13 protein-coding genes are annotated in these 14216 nt (G+C 71.5%); 8 read left to right on the top strand and 5 right to left on the bottom strand.

Annotated features, from left to right (window positions below; translation table 11 throughout):
• Positions 1-4 precede the first annotated feature (4 nt).
• The 5 genes from ACZ5NW_RS23105 to ACZ5NW_RS23125 form a co-directional block, all read right to left on the bottom strand.
• Entirely contained in the window at positions 5-1084 is a 1080-nt protein-coding gene (locus tag ACZ5NW_RS23105; RefSeq protein WP_468745785.1) for a 2-oxoacid:ferredoxin oxidoreductase subunit beta, read from the bottom strand.
• Positions 1077-3017: a 2-oxoacid:acceptor oxidoreductase subunit alpha gene (locus ACZ5NW_RS23110; RefSeq protein ID WP_468745786.1), complete on the bottom strand. Its 1941-nt coding sequence runs from the start codon at positions 3015-3017 to the stop codon at positions 1077-1079. The genes ACZ5NW_RS23105 and ACZ5NW_RS23110 overlap by 8 nt, the downstream gene beginning before the upstream one ends.
• A gap of 100 nt (positions 3018-3117) precedes the next feature.
• Positions 3118-3789, bottom strand: a complete 672-nt coding sequence (locus ACZ5NW_RS23115) for a LuxR C-terminal-related transcriptional regulator (RefSeq protein WP_468745787.1) — start codon at positions 3787-3789, stop codon at positions 3118-3120.
• 345 nt (positions 3790-4134) lie between these two features.
• Positions 4135-5520, bottom strand: a complete 1386-nt coding sequence (locus tag ACZ5NW_RS23120; protein ID WP_468745788.1) for a sensor histidine kinase — start codon at positions 5518-5520, stop codon at positions 4135-4137.
• A 136-nt stretch (positions 5521-5656) separates the two neighbouring features.
• On the bottom strand, positions 5657-6844 hold the full coding sequence (locus ACZ5NW_RS23125) for a sensor histidine kinase (RefSeq protein ID WP_468745789.1): 1188 nt from the start codon (positions 6842-6844) through the stop codon (positions 5657-5659).
• 202 nt (positions 6845-7046) lie between these two features.
• Here ACZ5NW_RS23125 and ACZ5NW_RS23130 point away from each other — a divergent pair, with 202 nt between their 5' ends.
• The 8 genes from ACZ5NW_RS23130 to ACZ5NW_RS23165 are packed head-to-tail and all read left to right on the top strand — an operon-like array spanning position 7047 to position 14212.
• Complete coding sequence (locus tag ACZ5NW_RS23130; protein WP_468745790.1) at positions 7047-7466, top strand: NADH-quinone oxidoreductase subunit A; 420 nt, start codon at positions 7047-7049, stop codon at positions 7464-7466.
• On the top strand, positions 7457-8191 hold the full coding sequence (locus tag ACZ5NW_RS23135) for an NADH-quinone oxidoreductase subunit B (RefSeq protein ID WP_468745791.1): 735 nt from the start codon (positions 7457-7459) through the stop codon (positions 8189-8191). Before ACZ5NW_RS23130 ends, ACZ5NW_RS23135 begins: the two co-directional genes overlap by 10 nt.
• The gene (locus ACZ5NW_RS23140) at positions 8188-9633 is read left to right on the top strand and encodes an NADH-quinone oxidoreductase subunit C (protein ID WP_468745792.1); all 1446 of its coding nucleotides are present in this window, start codon (positions 8188-8190) and stop codon (positions 9631-9633) included. Before ACZ5NW_RS23135 ends, ACZ5NW_RS23140 begins: the two co-directional genes overlap by 4 nt.
• Entirely contained in the window at positions 9630-10598 is a 969-nt protein-coding gene (locus ACZ5NW_RS23145; protein ID WP_468745793.1) for a complex I subunit 1/NuoH family protein, read from the top strand. Before ACZ5NW_RS23140 ends, ACZ5NW_RS23145 begins: the two co-directional genes overlap by 4 nt.
• A gap of 2 nt (positions 10599-10600) precedes the next feature.
• Positions 10601-11185: a NuoI/complex I 23 kDa subunit family protein gene (locus tag ACZ5NW_RS23150; protein ID WP_468745794.1), complete on the top strand. Its 585-nt coding sequence runs from the start codon at positions 10601-10603 to the stop codon at positions 11183-11185.
• Positions 11182-11844, top strand: coding sequence for an NADH-quinone oxidoreductase subunit J family protein (locus ACZ5NW_RS23155; RefSeq protein ID WP_468745795.1), 663 nt, complete (start codon positions 11182-11184; stop codon positions 11842-11844). Before ACZ5NW_RS23150 ends, ACZ5NW_RS23155 begins: the two co-directional genes overlap by 4 nt.
• On the top strand, positions 11844-12221 hold the full coding sequence (nuoK, locus tag ACZ5NW_RS23160) for an NADH-quinone oxidoreductase subunit NuoK (protein ID WP_468745796.1): 378 nt from the start codon (positions 11844-11846) through the stop codon (positions 12219-12221). Before ACZ5NW_RS23155 ends, nuoK begins: the two co-directional genes overlap by 1 nt.
• On the top strand, positions 12218-14212 hold the full coding sequence (locus ACZ5NW_RS23165) for an NADH-quinone oxidoreductase subunit 5 family protein (protein WP_468745797.1): 1995 nt from the start codon (positions 12218-12220) through the stop codon (positions 14210-14212). Before nuoK ends, ACZ5NW_RS23165 begins: the two co-directional genes overlap by 4 nt.
• Positions 14213-14216 lie beyond the last annotated feature (4 nt).

The following is a 14216-nucleotide window of genomic DNA, read 5'->3' on the forward strand; positions in this document are numbered from 1 at the left end:
CGGTTCAGCCGACCACCGTCCACGTGTCGCCGCCCGCCAGCAGTGCCGCCAGGTCGCCCTTGCCGTGCTGTTCGATGGCCGTGTCGAGCTGGTCGGCCATGAGCGTGTCGTAGACCGGCCGCTCGACGCTGCGGAAGACGCCGATCGGGGTGTGGTGCAGCGTGTCCGGGTCGGCCAGCCGCGACAGCGCGAACGCGGTGGTCGGCGACGCCGCGTGCGCGTCGTGGACCAGGATCTCCGCCTCGTTCTCCGCCGTCACGTCGACCACCTTCAGATCCCCGGTCACCCGGTCCCGTACGACCCCCCGCGCGTCGTCGGCACCGAAGCGGATCGGCTGCCCGTGCTCCAGCCGGATCACCGCCTCCTGAGCCGAATCCCGGTCCTTGAGCACCTCGAACGCGCCGTCGTTGAAGATGTTGCAGTTCTGGTAGATCTCGACCAGCGCCGTGCCCGGGTGGGCCGCCGCCTGGCGCAGCACCTCGGTGAGATGCTTGCGGTCGGAGTCGATCGTGCGGGCCACGAAGGACGCCTCCGCGCCGACCGCCAGCGACACCGGGTTGAACGGGGCGTCCAGAGAGCCCATCGGCGTCGACTTCGTGATCTTGCCGACCTCGGACGTCGGCGAGTACTGGCCCTTCGTCAGACCGTAGATCCGGTTGTTGAACAGCAGGATCTTGAGGTTGACGTTGCGGCGCAGGGCGTGGATGAGGTGGTTGCCGCCGATCGACAGCGCGTCACCGTCACCGGTCACCACCCAGACGCTCAGATCGCGCCGCGAGGTGGCCAGGCCCGTCGCGATCGCCGGCGCCCGGCCGTGGATGGAGTGCATGCCGTACGTGTTCATGTAGTACGGGAAGCGGGACGAGCAGCCGATGCCCGAGACGAAGACGACGTTCTCGCGGGCCAGCCCCAGCTCGGGCATGAAGCCCTGGACGGCGGCGAGGATCGCGTAGTCCCCGCAGCCGGGGCACCAGCGCACTTCCTGATCGGACTTGAAGTCCTTCATGGACTGCCTGGCCTCGGCCTTGGGGACGAGCGAGAGCGCCTCGATCGTGCCCGTGCCTTCCCTGGACGTGTCAGCCATCGATGGCCTCCTTCAGCGCCGCGGCGAGCTGTTCCGCCTTGAACGGCATGCCGTTGACCTGGTTGTACGAGTGGGCGTCGACCAGGTACCTCGCCCGGATCAGTGTGGCGAGCTGACCGAGGTTCATCTCGGGGATCACCACACGGTCGTACCCTCGCAGCACCGCGCCGAGATTGCGCGGGAAGGGATTGAGGTGGCGCAGATGCGCCTGCGCGATGGGGGTGCCGGCCCGCCGCAGCCGCCGTACCGCCGCCGTGATCGGCCCGTACGTCGACCCCCAGCCCAGGACCAGGGTCTTCGCGCCGTGCGGGTCGTCGACCTCCAGGTCGGGCACCTCGATGCCGTCGATCTTGGCCTGGCGGGTGCGGACCATGAAGTCGTGGTTGGCCGGGTCGTAGGAGATGTTGCCCGTGCCGTCCTGCTTCTCGATGCCGCCGATGCGGTGCTCCAGACCCGGCGTGCCCGGGATCGCCCAGGGCCGGGCCAGGGTCTGCGGGTCGCGCTTGTACGGCCAGAAGACCTCGGTGCCGTCCTCCAGCGTGTGGTTCGGACCCTGCGCGAACTGCGTCGTCAGATCCGGCAGCTCGTCCACCTCGGGGATCCGCCAGGGCTCCGAGCCGTTCGCCAGATAGCCGTCGCTCAGCAGCATCACCGGCGTGCGGTACGTCAGCGCGATCCGGGCCGCCTCCAGCGCCGCGTCGAAACAGTCCGCCGGGGTCTTCGGGGCGATCACCGGGACCGGCGCCTCGCCGTTGCGGCCGTACATCGCCTGGAGCAGGTCGGCCTGCTCGGTCTTGGTCGGCAGACCCGTCGACGGACCGCCGCGCTGGATGTCGACCACCAGCAGCGGCAGCTCCAGCGAGACCGCGAGGCCGATCGTCTCCGACTTCAGCGCCACACCCGGGCCGGACGTCGTGGTCACCGCGAGCGAGCCGCCGAACGCCGCGCCCAGCGCCGCGCCGATGCCCGCGATCTCGTCCTCGGCCTGGAACGTGCGCACACCGAAGTTCTTGTGCTTGCTCAGCTCGTGCAGGATGTCCGAGGCCGGGGTGATCGGGTACGAGCCGAGGAACAGCGGCAGATCGGCCTGCCGGGAGGCGGTGATCAGGCCGTACGCCAGGGCGAGGTTCCCGGAGATGTTCCGGTACGTGCCCACGGCGAAGGCGCCCGCGCCCGCCGGGGCGACCTCGTAGGACACCGCGAAGTCCTCGGTCGTCTCGCCGAAGTTCCAGCCCGCGCGGAACGCGGCGATGTTGGCCGCCGCGATGTCCGGCTTCTTCGCGAACTTCGACGTCAGGAACTTCTCCGTGCCCTCCGTCGGCCGGTGGTACATCCACGACAAGAGGCCGAGCGCGAACATGTTCTTGCTGCGCTCGGCCTCCTTGCGGGTGAGGTCGAAGTCCTTCAGGGCCTCCACCGTCAGGGTGGTCAGCGGCACCGGGTGGAGCTGGTAGCCGTCGAGCGAGCCGTCCTCCAGCGGCGACGCCTCGTACCCCACCTTCTGCATCGCCCGCTTGGTGAACTCGTCCGTGTTGACGATGATCTCCGCGCCGCGCGGCAGATCGCCGATGTTGGCCTTCAGCGCCGCCGGATTCATCGCCACCAGGACGTTCGGCGCGTCGCCCGGCGTGAGGATGTCGTGGTCGGCGAAGTGCAGCTGGAACGAGGAGACGCCCGGAAGGGTGCCCGCGGGGGCACGGATCTCGGCCGGGAAGTTGGGCAGCGTCGACAGGTCGTTGCCGAACGACGCCGTCTCCGAGGTGAACCGGTCACCGGTGAGCTGCATACCGTCACCCGAGTCACCGGCGAACCTGATGATCACCCGGTCGAGACGCCGTACGTCCTTCGTCCCGCCCGGTTTGCGCTGCTCTCCTACGACGGCTCCGTCGGTTCCGTCGGCCTGCTCCGCTGGGCTGCTGACCTGACTGGTCACTGAACTGGACCTCCCTCGAGGCGGCTGTCGGGGAGCGGTCCGGTCACGAACCCTCCCAAAATCAACCCTACGTCGGTAAGAGTCTTCGTCATGATTTCGTTCACGAGTTCAGGTAGGTCAGCACGGCCAGCACCCTTCGGTGATCTCCCTCGCTGGGGGACAGGCCCAGTTTGAGGAAGATGTTGCTGACGTGCTTCTCGACCGCGCCGTCGCTCACCACCAGCTGCTTGGCGATCGCCGAGTTGGTCCGGCCCTCCGCCATCAGCCCCAGCACCTCCCGCTCCCGCGGGGTGAGCCCCGCGAGCACGTCCTGCTTGCGGCTGCGGCCGAGCAGCTGGGCGACGACCTCCGGGTCCAGGGCCGTACCGCCCTCGGCCACCCGCACGACCGCGTCCACGAACTCCCGCACCTCGGCCACCCGGTCCTTGAGCAGGTAGCCCACGCCGCGGCTGGAGCCGGCGAGCAGCTCGGTGGCGTAGCGCTCCTCCACGTACTGCGACAGAACGAGTACCCCGAGACCGGGATGCGCCCTGCGCAGCTGGACGGCGGCGCGCACGCCCTCGTCCGTGTGCGTCGGCGGCATGCGTACGTCCGCCACGACCACGTCGGGCAGGGCGCCCTCCGCGTGCAGCTCGGTGATGGTCTTGACGAGGGCCTCGGCGTCGCCGACCCCGGCGACCACCTCGTGCCCGCGGTCGGTCAGCAACCGGGTCAGGCCCTCCCGCAGCAGCACCGAATCCTCGGCGATGACCACCCGCACCCTGTCCTCCACGATCCCTTGGCTCCCCGACCCCGACTCTCGGTATGTCCAGCATTCCAGCATTGAGCAGCAAGGTGGGCCGGGACAACGGGATTAGGGAGTACCTAGGGGTCGCCCCCAGCGTTTCTCACAGGCGTGATGGGAACTTCGCAGGGTGGGGGCTTGCAGGGCGGCTTCAGCGGGAGTTCAGCGGGGATGCAGGGGGGCTTCAGCGGGGGTGCAGGGGGGCTTTGGCGGGGGGTTGGTGAGGGGTGCGGGGCGGCTTCAGCGAGGGTTGGGTGAGGGGTGCGGGGCGGCTTTGGTGAGGGGTTGGCGCGCCGCCCTGTCATGCCCCTCATGCCCCGCCGCGTTTGCGTCTCACGCCCCCGTCGCGCGCCACGGCAGTTCCGCCGTGATCCGGGTCGGGCCGCCCGTGGGGGAGTCGACCAGCAGGATGCCGTCGACCGCCTGGAGGCGGCTCGCGAGGCCCGCGAGGCCCGAACCGGCCGAGGCGTCCGCGCCGCCCACCCCGTCGTCGACGACCTGGAGCATCAGCCGGTCCCCACCCTCGCCGGAGTTCCCGGCGGGCCCGTCCCCCTCGACGCGCCACACGTCCACCGACGCGGACCGGGCCCCGCTGTGCTTGCTGATGTTCTGCAGCAGCTCGGACACCGTGAAGTAGGCGATGCCCTCGATCGCCGGCGCCGGCCGCTCCCCGAGGTCCACCTCCACCCGCACCGGCACCGTGCAGCGCGAGGCGACCGCCGAGAGCGCCGCGTCCAGACCCCGGTCGGTCAGCACCGCCGGATGGATCCCGCGGGCGAGATCCCGCAGCTCCTGCAACGCCGTCTTCACCTCACCGTGCGCCTCCTCCACCATCACCGCCGCCGCCCGCGGATCCTCCCGCACCTTCTCCTTCGCCAGCCCCAGATCCATCGCCAGCGCCACCAGCCGCGCCTGCGCCCCGTCGTGCAGGTCCCGCTCGATGCGCCGCAGATCGGCCGCCGCCGCGTCCACCACGACGCCCCGGTCCGACTCCAGCTCCACCACCCGCGACGCCAGCCGCGACGGCCCGAGCAGCCCATGCACCAGGACCCGGTCCACCGTGGTGAGCGCCCGCACGATCCACGGCGTGGCCAGCGTGAACAGCAGCCCCACCAGCGCGGTCACGGTGATCTCGAAGGGGTTGTCCAGATACACGCTGTGCTGCTCGTCGCCGTACAGCTGGAGGCCGCCCTGGCCGCCGTACATGGGGAAGAGCCAGAACCACAGCGGATACGTCAGCAGCGACCAGCCGGTCGCCCAGAAGGTCACCGCCACGCTGAACGAGAACACCGCCCACGGCAGCTGGAGCACCGCGTACAGCAGATGCCGCCACGACGCCCCGCTCCTGAGCACCGCGCCCATCCACGCCATCGGACCGTTCCCGCGCGCCCGCAGCGGCTCCGGCGCGTCCACCTCAAGGCCCAGCAGCCCGCGCGCCCGCGCCCGCTCCAGCGCCCCGAAGCCCCGGCAGCCGGCCAGTCCGGCCGCCAGCACCGGGATCCCGAGGAATGTCACCAGCAGACCGGCGCCCAGCGCCACCATCGTCACCGCGTAGCTGAACAGCACCACACCGATCGGCAGGCTCAGCAGCACAAAGGTCAGCTCCCGCCAGGCCCGCGCCTCGAACGGCGCCCGCAGCCCGGTGGGCACACGGTGCCGGCGCTCACCGGCGGACTCATACACCGGCCGGTGATGCTGGTGTCCGTACTCCGTCGTCATCGCCGTCGTCCGTTTCTGCTCGTGGTCCGGCTCCTGTCGTACCTCCAGCCTCCCGGGGGCGGCCCCTACGGGCCATGGAGTCCGTCGGCGTCTTGGACCGGGGGATATCCCCACCCCCCACCCGTACGGCTCCGGGCTACGGCTCCGCCCGGTCCCGCCACGGAAGCTCCGCCGTCACCGTCGTGGGACCACCGGGAGGCGAGTCCACGACGAACAAGCCGTCGACGGCGCCGAGACGGTCCGCGAGACCACGCATGCCGCTGCCCCCGTCGAGGCGCGCCCCGCCGCGGCCGTCGTCCCACACCTGGATGAGCAGCCGGTCCTCCGACCGCCACACGTCCACGGACGCCGACCGCGCCCCGCTGTGCTTGCTGATGTTCTGCAGCAGCTCGGACACGGTGAAGTAGGCGATGCCCTCGATGGCGGCGGCCGGCCTCGACACCAGGTCGGTCGTCACCTTCACCGGCACCGTGCAGCGCGAGGCGACCGACGACAGCGCCGCGTCCAGGCCGCGGTCCGTGAGCACGGCCGGGTGGATCCCGCGGGCGAGATCGCGCAGCTCCTGCAGCGCGAGCTTCACCTCGCCGTGCGCCTCCTCCACCATCACCGCCGCCGAGTCGGGATCCTCCAGCAGCTTCTCCTTCGCCAGACCCAGCCCCATGGCCAGATTGACCAGCCGCGCCTGCGCCCCGTCGTGCAGATCGCGCTCGATGCGCCGCAGATCGGCGGCCGCCGTGTCGACCACGACCCCCCGGTCGGACTCCAGTTCGGCGATACGGCGCTCCAGCTCGTCCGACGGGGACAGCAGCCCGCGCACCATCGCCCGGTCCGCGTTGGCCAGACCCCGGGCCAGGAACGGCAGCACCGGCCAGAGCACGAACAGCGAGGTCAGCGTGACCGTGAAGGTGAGGATGCCCCAGGGCAGCCGCACGAAGTCGTAGAGGATCGTCCGCCAGCCCACCGAGTCCTTCAGCATCAGCCACAGCCACTGCAACCCGCTCGCCCTGCGCAACGGCAACGGGCTCGGCTCGTCGATCCGCAGCCCCAGCAGCGCCCGCGCCCGCGCCCGCTCCAACTGGCCCAACAGCCGCGCGCCCATCAGCCCCAACGCGAGCAACGGCAGGCCGATCACCGTCAGGGAGAGCGTGGCGCCGGTGAACATCACCGTCATCACATAGGTGAAGCCGATCAGCGCCATCGGCAGATTCGCCAGGAGGTGCACGATCTCCAGCCACGTCCGCGTGTCGTAGGCGAAACGGGGCGGAGGCAGCGGGTCGTCGTCCCCCGCGGGGCTGCGGCGCGGGGCGAGCTGGGATGCGGTCATATGCGCTAGCGTGCCGCGCGGCGCGCCGCGGCGCCATGAGGTTGCTGCCCACCTGTCACGGGGGAAAACCCCACCCCCGCATCTCAAGCCGTGACGGGCTGCTTACGCTCCCTTTAGCAGGCCCTAGACTCGCGTGCGTACAGATCGTCGAACACTGTCGTCGTCGTCATCAGTGTCGAGGCCAGGGAGCGAGGGACAGGCGTTGTCGCAGACGCTGCGCGAAGTGGTGAGCGACCCGACGGTCGTCGTCGCTGCGGACTACTTCCAGTCGTACTCCGTCGTCGGGCTGCTCGCACTCGTCGGCGTGCTCTTCGTCGCCGTCGCCTTCGGCGCGGGCCGCCTGCTCCGCCCCGTCGTCCCCACCCCCGAGAAACTCCTGACGTACGAGTGCGGCGTCGACCCGGTCGGCGAGGGCTGGGCCCACACCCAGGTCCGCTACTACGTCTACGCGTTCCTCTACGTGATCTTCGCGGTCGACTCGATCTTCCTGTTCCCCTGGGCCACGGTCTTCGCCGCCCCCGGCTACGGCGCGACCACCCTCGTCGAGATGTTCATCTTCCTCGGCTTCCTGGCCGTGGGACTGCTCTACGCATACAAGAAGGGCGTTCTGGCATGGAGGTGAACCCGTCTGCCCCGGAGCCCGTCCTGCTTCCCGAACCGAAGCGGTTGGGCGCCCTCGCCCGGCTCGCCCCCGAGCCGATGAAGGTCGTGCTGAACTGGGGCCGCCGCTACTCCCTCTGGGTCTTCAACTTCGGCCTCGCCTGCTGCGCCATCGAATTCATCGCCGCGTCCATGGCCCGCCACGACTTCATCCGCCTCGGCGTCATCCCCTTCGCCCCGGGCCCCCGCCAGGCGGACCTGATGGTGGTCTCGGGCACGGTCACGGACAAGATGGCGCCGGCCGTGAAGCGCCTGTACGAGCAGATGCCCGAGCCCAAGTACGTCATCTCCTTCGGCGCGTGCAGCAACTGCGGCGGCCCCTACTGGGACTCCTACTCGGTCACCAAGGGCGTCGACCAGATCATCCCGGTCGACGTCTACGTCCCCGGCTGCCCGCCGCGCCCCGAGGCCCTCCTCCAGGGCATCCTGAAACTCCAGGAGAAGATCGCCCGCGAATCCCTCGGCGACCGCTACGCCAACGGCTCCACCCCGGGCCGCCCCTCACCGGCGGCCCTGCAGAGCGGCCTGGTTCAGCCACCGACTCCCGCCGAGGGAGCGGCGCGCGGCGGGACGGCCGGGGCGACGGCCGGGACGACGGCGGGGGAGCCGGCCGACGGGACCCAGAGCAGGACGAACGGGGAGACGAACGGGGAGACGGCCGGGGAGACGCAGGGGGAGACGCGATGACCACCGTCGGCTGGCTCCCGGCCCCGGTCGAGGAACTCTTCGGCCCCCAGGCCACGGCCGAGGAGTCGTACGAGGTCCTCACCGTCGACGTCCCAGCGGCCCAGTGGCTGACCGCGCTGACGACGGCCCGCTCCACCCTGACCTGCACCTACTTCGACTGGCTGAGCGCGGTCGACGAACCGGGCGTCGGCTTCCGCGTCTCGGCCCACGTGGTCGCCCTGTCCCCGGTGCGCCGCCTCCTCGTCCGTACGACGGTCCCGCACGACTCCCCGAGCCTGCCCTCCGCCGTCGGCGTCTACGCCGGCGCGGCCTGGCACGAACGCGAGACCCACGAGATGTTCGGCGTGACCTTCGAGGGCCACCCGTCGCTGCATCACCTCCTCCTCCCGGAGACCTTCGAGGGCCACCCCCTGCGCAAGGACTTCGTCCTGGCCTCCCGCGTGGCCAAGGCCTGGCCCGGCGCAAAGGAACCCGGCGAATCCGACCACGGCGGCCCGAAGCGCCGCCAGATGCTCCCCCCAGGCGTCCCCGACCCGAACGAATGGGGCCCCCTGAAGGGCCAACTCCCCCCGGCCCCGACCCGCCCCGCCCGCACCCCCCGCGCCGGCGCGGCGGGCGCGTCCACCGGAGCAGCGGCGGACCGCCCACCCCGCCGCACCCGCACCGCGGCGGAGGGCTCGGCGAGCCAGACGGCGGCGACGCCCCCGCCCGCCGAGCCGCAGGAGCCCCGCCCTGCGCCCCGCCGCACCCGCACCGCGGCGCAGGGTTCGGCCAGCCAGACCGCCCCGGCACCCGCCGAGTCGGCCGCACCGACGGAAACCCCGACGGCCCCGGTCACACCGGCGCGTCGGGCGCGAAGCGCGAGCGAGGGCTCGGCGACTCAGCGCTCGGCAGCGGCGACCGAACAAACCGACGCCGCAACGGCTGCCCCGAGCGAGGCCCGGACCAGTACGCCGGAGGGTGCGCTGGGGGCTCCGGGTGCGCCGGATGCTGGGAGCGCCGCGCCGGGTGCCCCGGATACCGCAGGCGCCCCCGGTGCTCCGGCGGCCGGTCGTCGTACGCGCAGCGCCTCCGGAGGCTCCGCCTCCCAGCGTGCGCAAGCACCGGCGACCCGTCCCTCCACCGCACCCCGCAGCACCGACGCCCCCTGGCACCACGCCCGCCCCGCCTTCGACGAGCCCGACCCCGAGCCCAGAAGCCGAGCCGAGCGACCCCAGCAGGCCGACCAGCCCGGGGACCACCAGGAACCCGAAGCGCCCGAGCCAGCACCCGGATCTACCCCCGGAACCACGGCTCCGGACGCCCCGCAGGCTCCCGCCACCCCTGAAGAGTCCGCCACCCCCGAAGAGTCCGCCACGCCCGAAGAGCCCGGCACGGCAGAAGAGTCCGCCACCCCCGAAAAGCCCGACACCCCCGAGAACCCCCCAGGAGGCCAGCGGTGAATGACGCTCTCGACGTCGCCCTGCGACTCCTGATCGTCTTCGGTGTCTTCCTCACCTTCCCTCTGATCATCGGTCAGACCGAGCACAAGGTGATGGCCCACATGCAGGGCCGCCTCGGCCCGATGTACGCCGGCGGCTTCCACGGCTGGGCCCAGCTGATCGCCGACGGCGTGAAGTTCGCGCAGAAGGAGGACGTCGTCCCCGCGGGCGCGGACCGCCGTATCTTCCAGCTCGCCCCCGCCGTGGCCCTCCTCCCGTATCTGCTCGTCCTCCTCGCCATCCCTATCGGCCCCAGCGAGGGCGCCGTCGGCCAGCTCCTGGACGCGGGCGTCTTCTTCGTCCTCGCGGTGATGGGCGTCGGCGTGCTCGGCTCCCTCATGGCCGGCTGGGCCTCCGCCAACAAGTTCTCCCTCCTCGGCGGCCTCCGCACCGCCGCCCAGCTCCTCGCCTACGAACTCCCGATGCTCCTCGCCGCCGCCTCCGTGGCGATGGCCGCCGGCACGGTCTCCCTGCCCGGCATCCTGGACGCCTTCGAGTGGTGGTGGCTGCCCTGGCAGATCACCGGCGCGGTCGTCTTCTTCGTCGCCGGCCTCGCCGAACTCCAGCGCCCTCCCTTCGACATGCCCGTCGCCGACTCGGAGATCATCTTCGGCGCCTACACCGAGTACACCGGCCTCCGCTTCGCCCTCTTCCTCCTCGCCGAATACGCCGGAATCGTCGTCCTGTGCGGCCTGACCACCGTCCTCTTCCTGGGCGGCTGGCACGGCCCCTGGGGCGCCGACGGCCTCGGCTGGGTGTGGACCCTGCTGAAGGCGGCCGTCCTCGCCTTCATCGTCATCTGGCTGCGCGTGACCTATCCCCGCCTGCGCGAGGACCAGCTCCAGAAACTCTCCTGGACCCTCCTCGTCCCCCTCTCTCTCGCTCAGATCGCCCTCACCGGCATCGTCAAGGTGGTGATCCAGTAGCCATGGCCGAGCCGCTCCCGCCCACCCGGCCGCGCATCCCCGGCGCCGGCCTCGCCAAGGGCCTGGCCGTCACCCTCCGCACGATGACGCGCAAGCACGTCACCGAGCAGTACCCGGACGCCCAGCCCGACCTCCCGCCCCGCACCCGCGGAGTGATCGGCCTGTTCGAGGAGAACTGCACGGTGTGCATGCTCTGCGCCCGTGAGTGCCCCGACTGGTGCATCTACATCGACTCCCACAAGGAGACGATCCCGGCGGCGACCCCCGGCGGCCGCGAACGCAGCCGTAATGTCCTCGACCGCTTCGCCATCGACTTCTCCCTGTGCATGTACTGCGGTATCTGCATCGAGGTCTGTCCTTTCGACGCGCTGTTCTGGTCCCCGGAGTTCGAGTACGCCGAGACCGACATCCACGACCTCACCCACGAGCGCGACAAGCTGCGCGAGTGGATGTGGACCGTCCCGGCCCCGCCGGCCCTCGACCCCTCCGCCGAGGAGCCGAAGGAGATCGCCGCCGCCCGCAAGACGGCGGAGAAGCTGGCCGCCGCCCAGGCCGAGCCCACCGGCCCCGAGGGAGGAGAGTCGTGACCCTCGCCCAAGCGCCGCACGGCTTCCTCTCCCCGACCGGTGTCGAGATCGCCTTCCTCCTCGTCGGCCTGGTCACCTTCGGCGCCGCCCTCGTCACCGTCACCACCCGGCAGCTGGTGCACGCGGCCCTCTGGCTCGTGGTGACCCTCGGTGGCCTCGCCGTCGAATACCTGCTGCTGACGGCCGAGTTCATCGCCTGGGTGCAGGTCCTCATCTATGTGGGCTCCGTCGTCGTCCTCCTTCTCTTCGGTCTGATGCTCACCAGGGCCCCCATCGGCCGCTCCCCGGACGCCGACTCCGGCAACCGCTGGGCCGCCCTCACGGTCGCCGTCGCCGCCGCGGCCGCCCTGGTCTGGGTGGTCGTCGACGCCTTCCGCACCACCTGGATCGACCTGGACGGCCCGGCCGCCGGCTCCACGAAGGTCACCGGCGCGAGCCTCTTCCAGAACTGGGTCCTCCCCTTCGAGGCCCTCTCCGTCCTCCTCCTCGCGGCCCTGGTCGGGGCGATCGTCCTGTCCCGCAAAGCGAAGGCGGTTTCGAGCTCTCCCCCCATGAACGCCCAGGGTGTCGCCGAGAGTTCCCAACTCGTCACAGAGAGTTCCGGTCAGGGTTCCGAGCAGCGTTCCGGTCACGGCTCCGAGCAGGAAGGCGCCCGCTGATGCACCTCGCCTATCCCGCCGTCCTCGCCGCCCTCCTCTTCTGCACCGGCCTCTACGGTGTCCTCGCCCGACGCAACGCGATCCTGGTCCTGATGTCGGTCGAGCTGATGCTCAACGCCGTCAACCTCAACCTGGTCGCCTTCGACGTCTGGCTCAGCAGGACCGCCGAGGAGACCCTGCACTCCGGGCAGGCCCTGACCCTGTTCACCATCGCCATCGCCGCCGCCGAGATCGGCATCGGCCTGGCGATCGTGCTCGCCGTGTACCGCAACCGCGGCACCTCGGACATCGACAAGCTCCGCGACACCGCCGAGGGCCACGAGACCGACACCCCCGCGACCGAGACGGACGCCGAGAAGGCTGAGGCCACCGCGTGACCACGACCACCCTCGCCGTCCTCGTCCCCCTCCTGCCGTTCCTCGGCGCGGTCGCCGGCCTGCTCCTGGGCCGCACCGTGCCCGGCCTCACCCGCCCCCTCGCCGTCCTGCCGACGCTCGCCGCCCTCGTCCTGGCCGTCGTCGTCGCCGTGCGCCAAGGCGGGGACGCGGCCGTCGGCGCGGCCACCGAACTCACCCCGACCGGCTCGATCCCGATCGAACTGGCCCTGTACATCGACGGATTCGCCGCCCTCGTCGCCGTCCTCGTCGGCCTGGTCGCCACCTGCGTGCAGATCTACTCGACGGGCTATCTGCGCGACGACCCGCGATACCCCTCCTATGCCGCCCTCGTCTCCCTGTTCACCTCCGCGATGCTCCTCGTCGTCTACTCCGGCGACCTGATCGTGCTGCTGGTCGGCTGGGAAGTCATGGGCATCTGCTCCTACTTCCTGGTCGGCCACTACTGGGAGACCCCGGAGGCGCGCGCCGCCTCCATCAAGGCCTTCCTGGTCACCAAGCTCGGCGACGTCCCCTTCCTCATCGGCCTGTTCGCCCTCGCCACCGACGCCGGGTCCTTCCGGATCACCAAGGTGCTCGACACGGTCGCCCACGGCGGACTCGACCACCCGACCCTGATCGCCCTGCTGCTCCTCGCGGGCGTGGCCGGCAAGTCGGCGCAGTTCCCGCTGCACACCTGGCTCCCCGACGCGATGGCCGGCCCCACGCCCGTCTCCGCGCTGATCCACGCCGCGACGATGGTCGCCGCCGGTGTCTACTTCATCGCCCGGCTCCTCCCGGTCTTCGCGTCCTCCGCCGCGGCGCTGGTCGTCCTCGCCGTGATGGCCGCGGTCACGATGACCGGCTCCGGCCTGGCCGCCCTCGCCCAGGACGACATCAAGCGCGTTCTCGCCTACTCGACGATCGGCCAGCTCGGCTACATGACCGGCGCCCTCGCGGTCGGCGACCGCGGCGCCGCCGTCTTCCACCTCCTGTCCCACGGCGCCTTCAAGGCCCTGCTGTTCCTCGCCGCTGGCGCGATCATCCACGCCGCCGGCACCAATTCGCTGGCCGCCATGTCCCGCATGAGCCATCTGCGCGACCGGGTCCCCGACGCCTACTGGACGATGACCGTGGCGCTCCTCGCGCTCGCCGCGATCCCGCCCTTCAGCGGCTTCTTCTCCAAGGAGTCCGTCCTCGGCGCCGCCGAGCACGTCGCCTCCGGCCACACCGAGCACGCCCCCGCCGCCACGGGCTGGATCGTCCTGGTCGCGGGACTCGTCACCGCCCTGCTCACCGCCGCCTACGCGACGCGCCTGTGGCTGCTGGCCTTCCGGGGTCGTGGCGCCGAGGCGCCGGACCACGGCCGCCAGCCGCTGACCATGACCGCCGTGCTGTGGGTGCTCGCCGTGCCGTCCCTCGCGCTCGGTGGGCTCACCTACCGCACGCTGCCCGACTGGTTCGACGACGGCGACCTCGCCCCGACCCTCACCACGTCCGTCCTCGGAACGGGCCTCGCGCTGGTCGGCGGCCTGCTCACCTACGCCGCCTGGCGCCGCCTCACCGCCGTCGCCGCCCGCTTCCCGATGGGCGCGGTCGCCGCGCACCCCGAGGGCGACGCCGCCCTGGTCGAGGCCGAGGCCATCGCCAGTCACGAACCCGTGTACGGCAGCCTCGCCCACGCCCCCGACCCGGCCGACCCCGGACGCCTGCTCCTCGGCCCCCTGCACCGGCACGCGGCCGTCGGCTTCCACCTGGACGCCGTGTACTCGGCGCTGTTCGTCCGCCCGGTCCGGGCCGGCGCCTCGCTCGTGCAGTTCCTCGACCGGGAGGTCGTCGAGACGTACGTACGCGGTGCGGGCGCCCTACCCCGCTGGCTCGGAGCGGCCGTACGCCGCGCCCAGACCGGCAATGTGCAGACCTATGTGAGCGCGCTGCTCGCCGGCACCGTCGTCCTCGCGGTCGCCGCCGTCCTCGTCGCCACGGGAGCGTGAGCAG

The sequence above is a fragment of the Streptomyces sp. NPDC032126 genome, assembly GCF_055580085.1.

Bases quoted from the DNA above. Each gene is read 5' to 3' on its own strand.
- ACZ5NW_RS23105 (WP_468745785.1), bottom strand. From the start codon at position 1,084: ATGGCTGACACGTCCAGGGAAGGCACGGGCACGATCGAGGCGCTCTCG.
- ACZ5NW_RS23120 (WP_468745788.1), bottom strand. From the start codon at position 5,520: ATGACGACGGAGTACGGACACCAGCATCACCGGCCGGTGTATGAGTCC.
- ACZ5NW_RS23125 (WP_468745789.1), bottom strand. From the start codon at position 6,844: ATGACCGCATCCCAGCTCGCCCCGCGCCGCAGCCCCGCGGGGGACGAC.
- ACZ5NW_RS23135 (WP_468745791.1), top strand. From the start codon at position 7,457: ATGGAGGTGAACCCGTCTGCCCCGGAGCCCGTCCTGCTTCCCGAACCG.
- ACZ5NW_RS23140 (WP_468745792.1), top strand. From the start codon at position 8,188: ATGACCACCGTCGGCTGGCTCCCGGCCCCGGTCGAGGAACTCTTCGGC.
- ACZ5NW_RS23150 (WP_468745794.1), top strand. From the start codon at position 10,601: ATGGCCGAGCCGCTCCCGCCCACCCGGCCGCGCATCCCCGGCGCCGGC.
- nuoK (WP_468745796.1), top strand. From the start codon at position 11,844: ATGCACCTCGCCTATCCCGCCGTCCTCGCCGCCCTCCTCTTCTGCACC.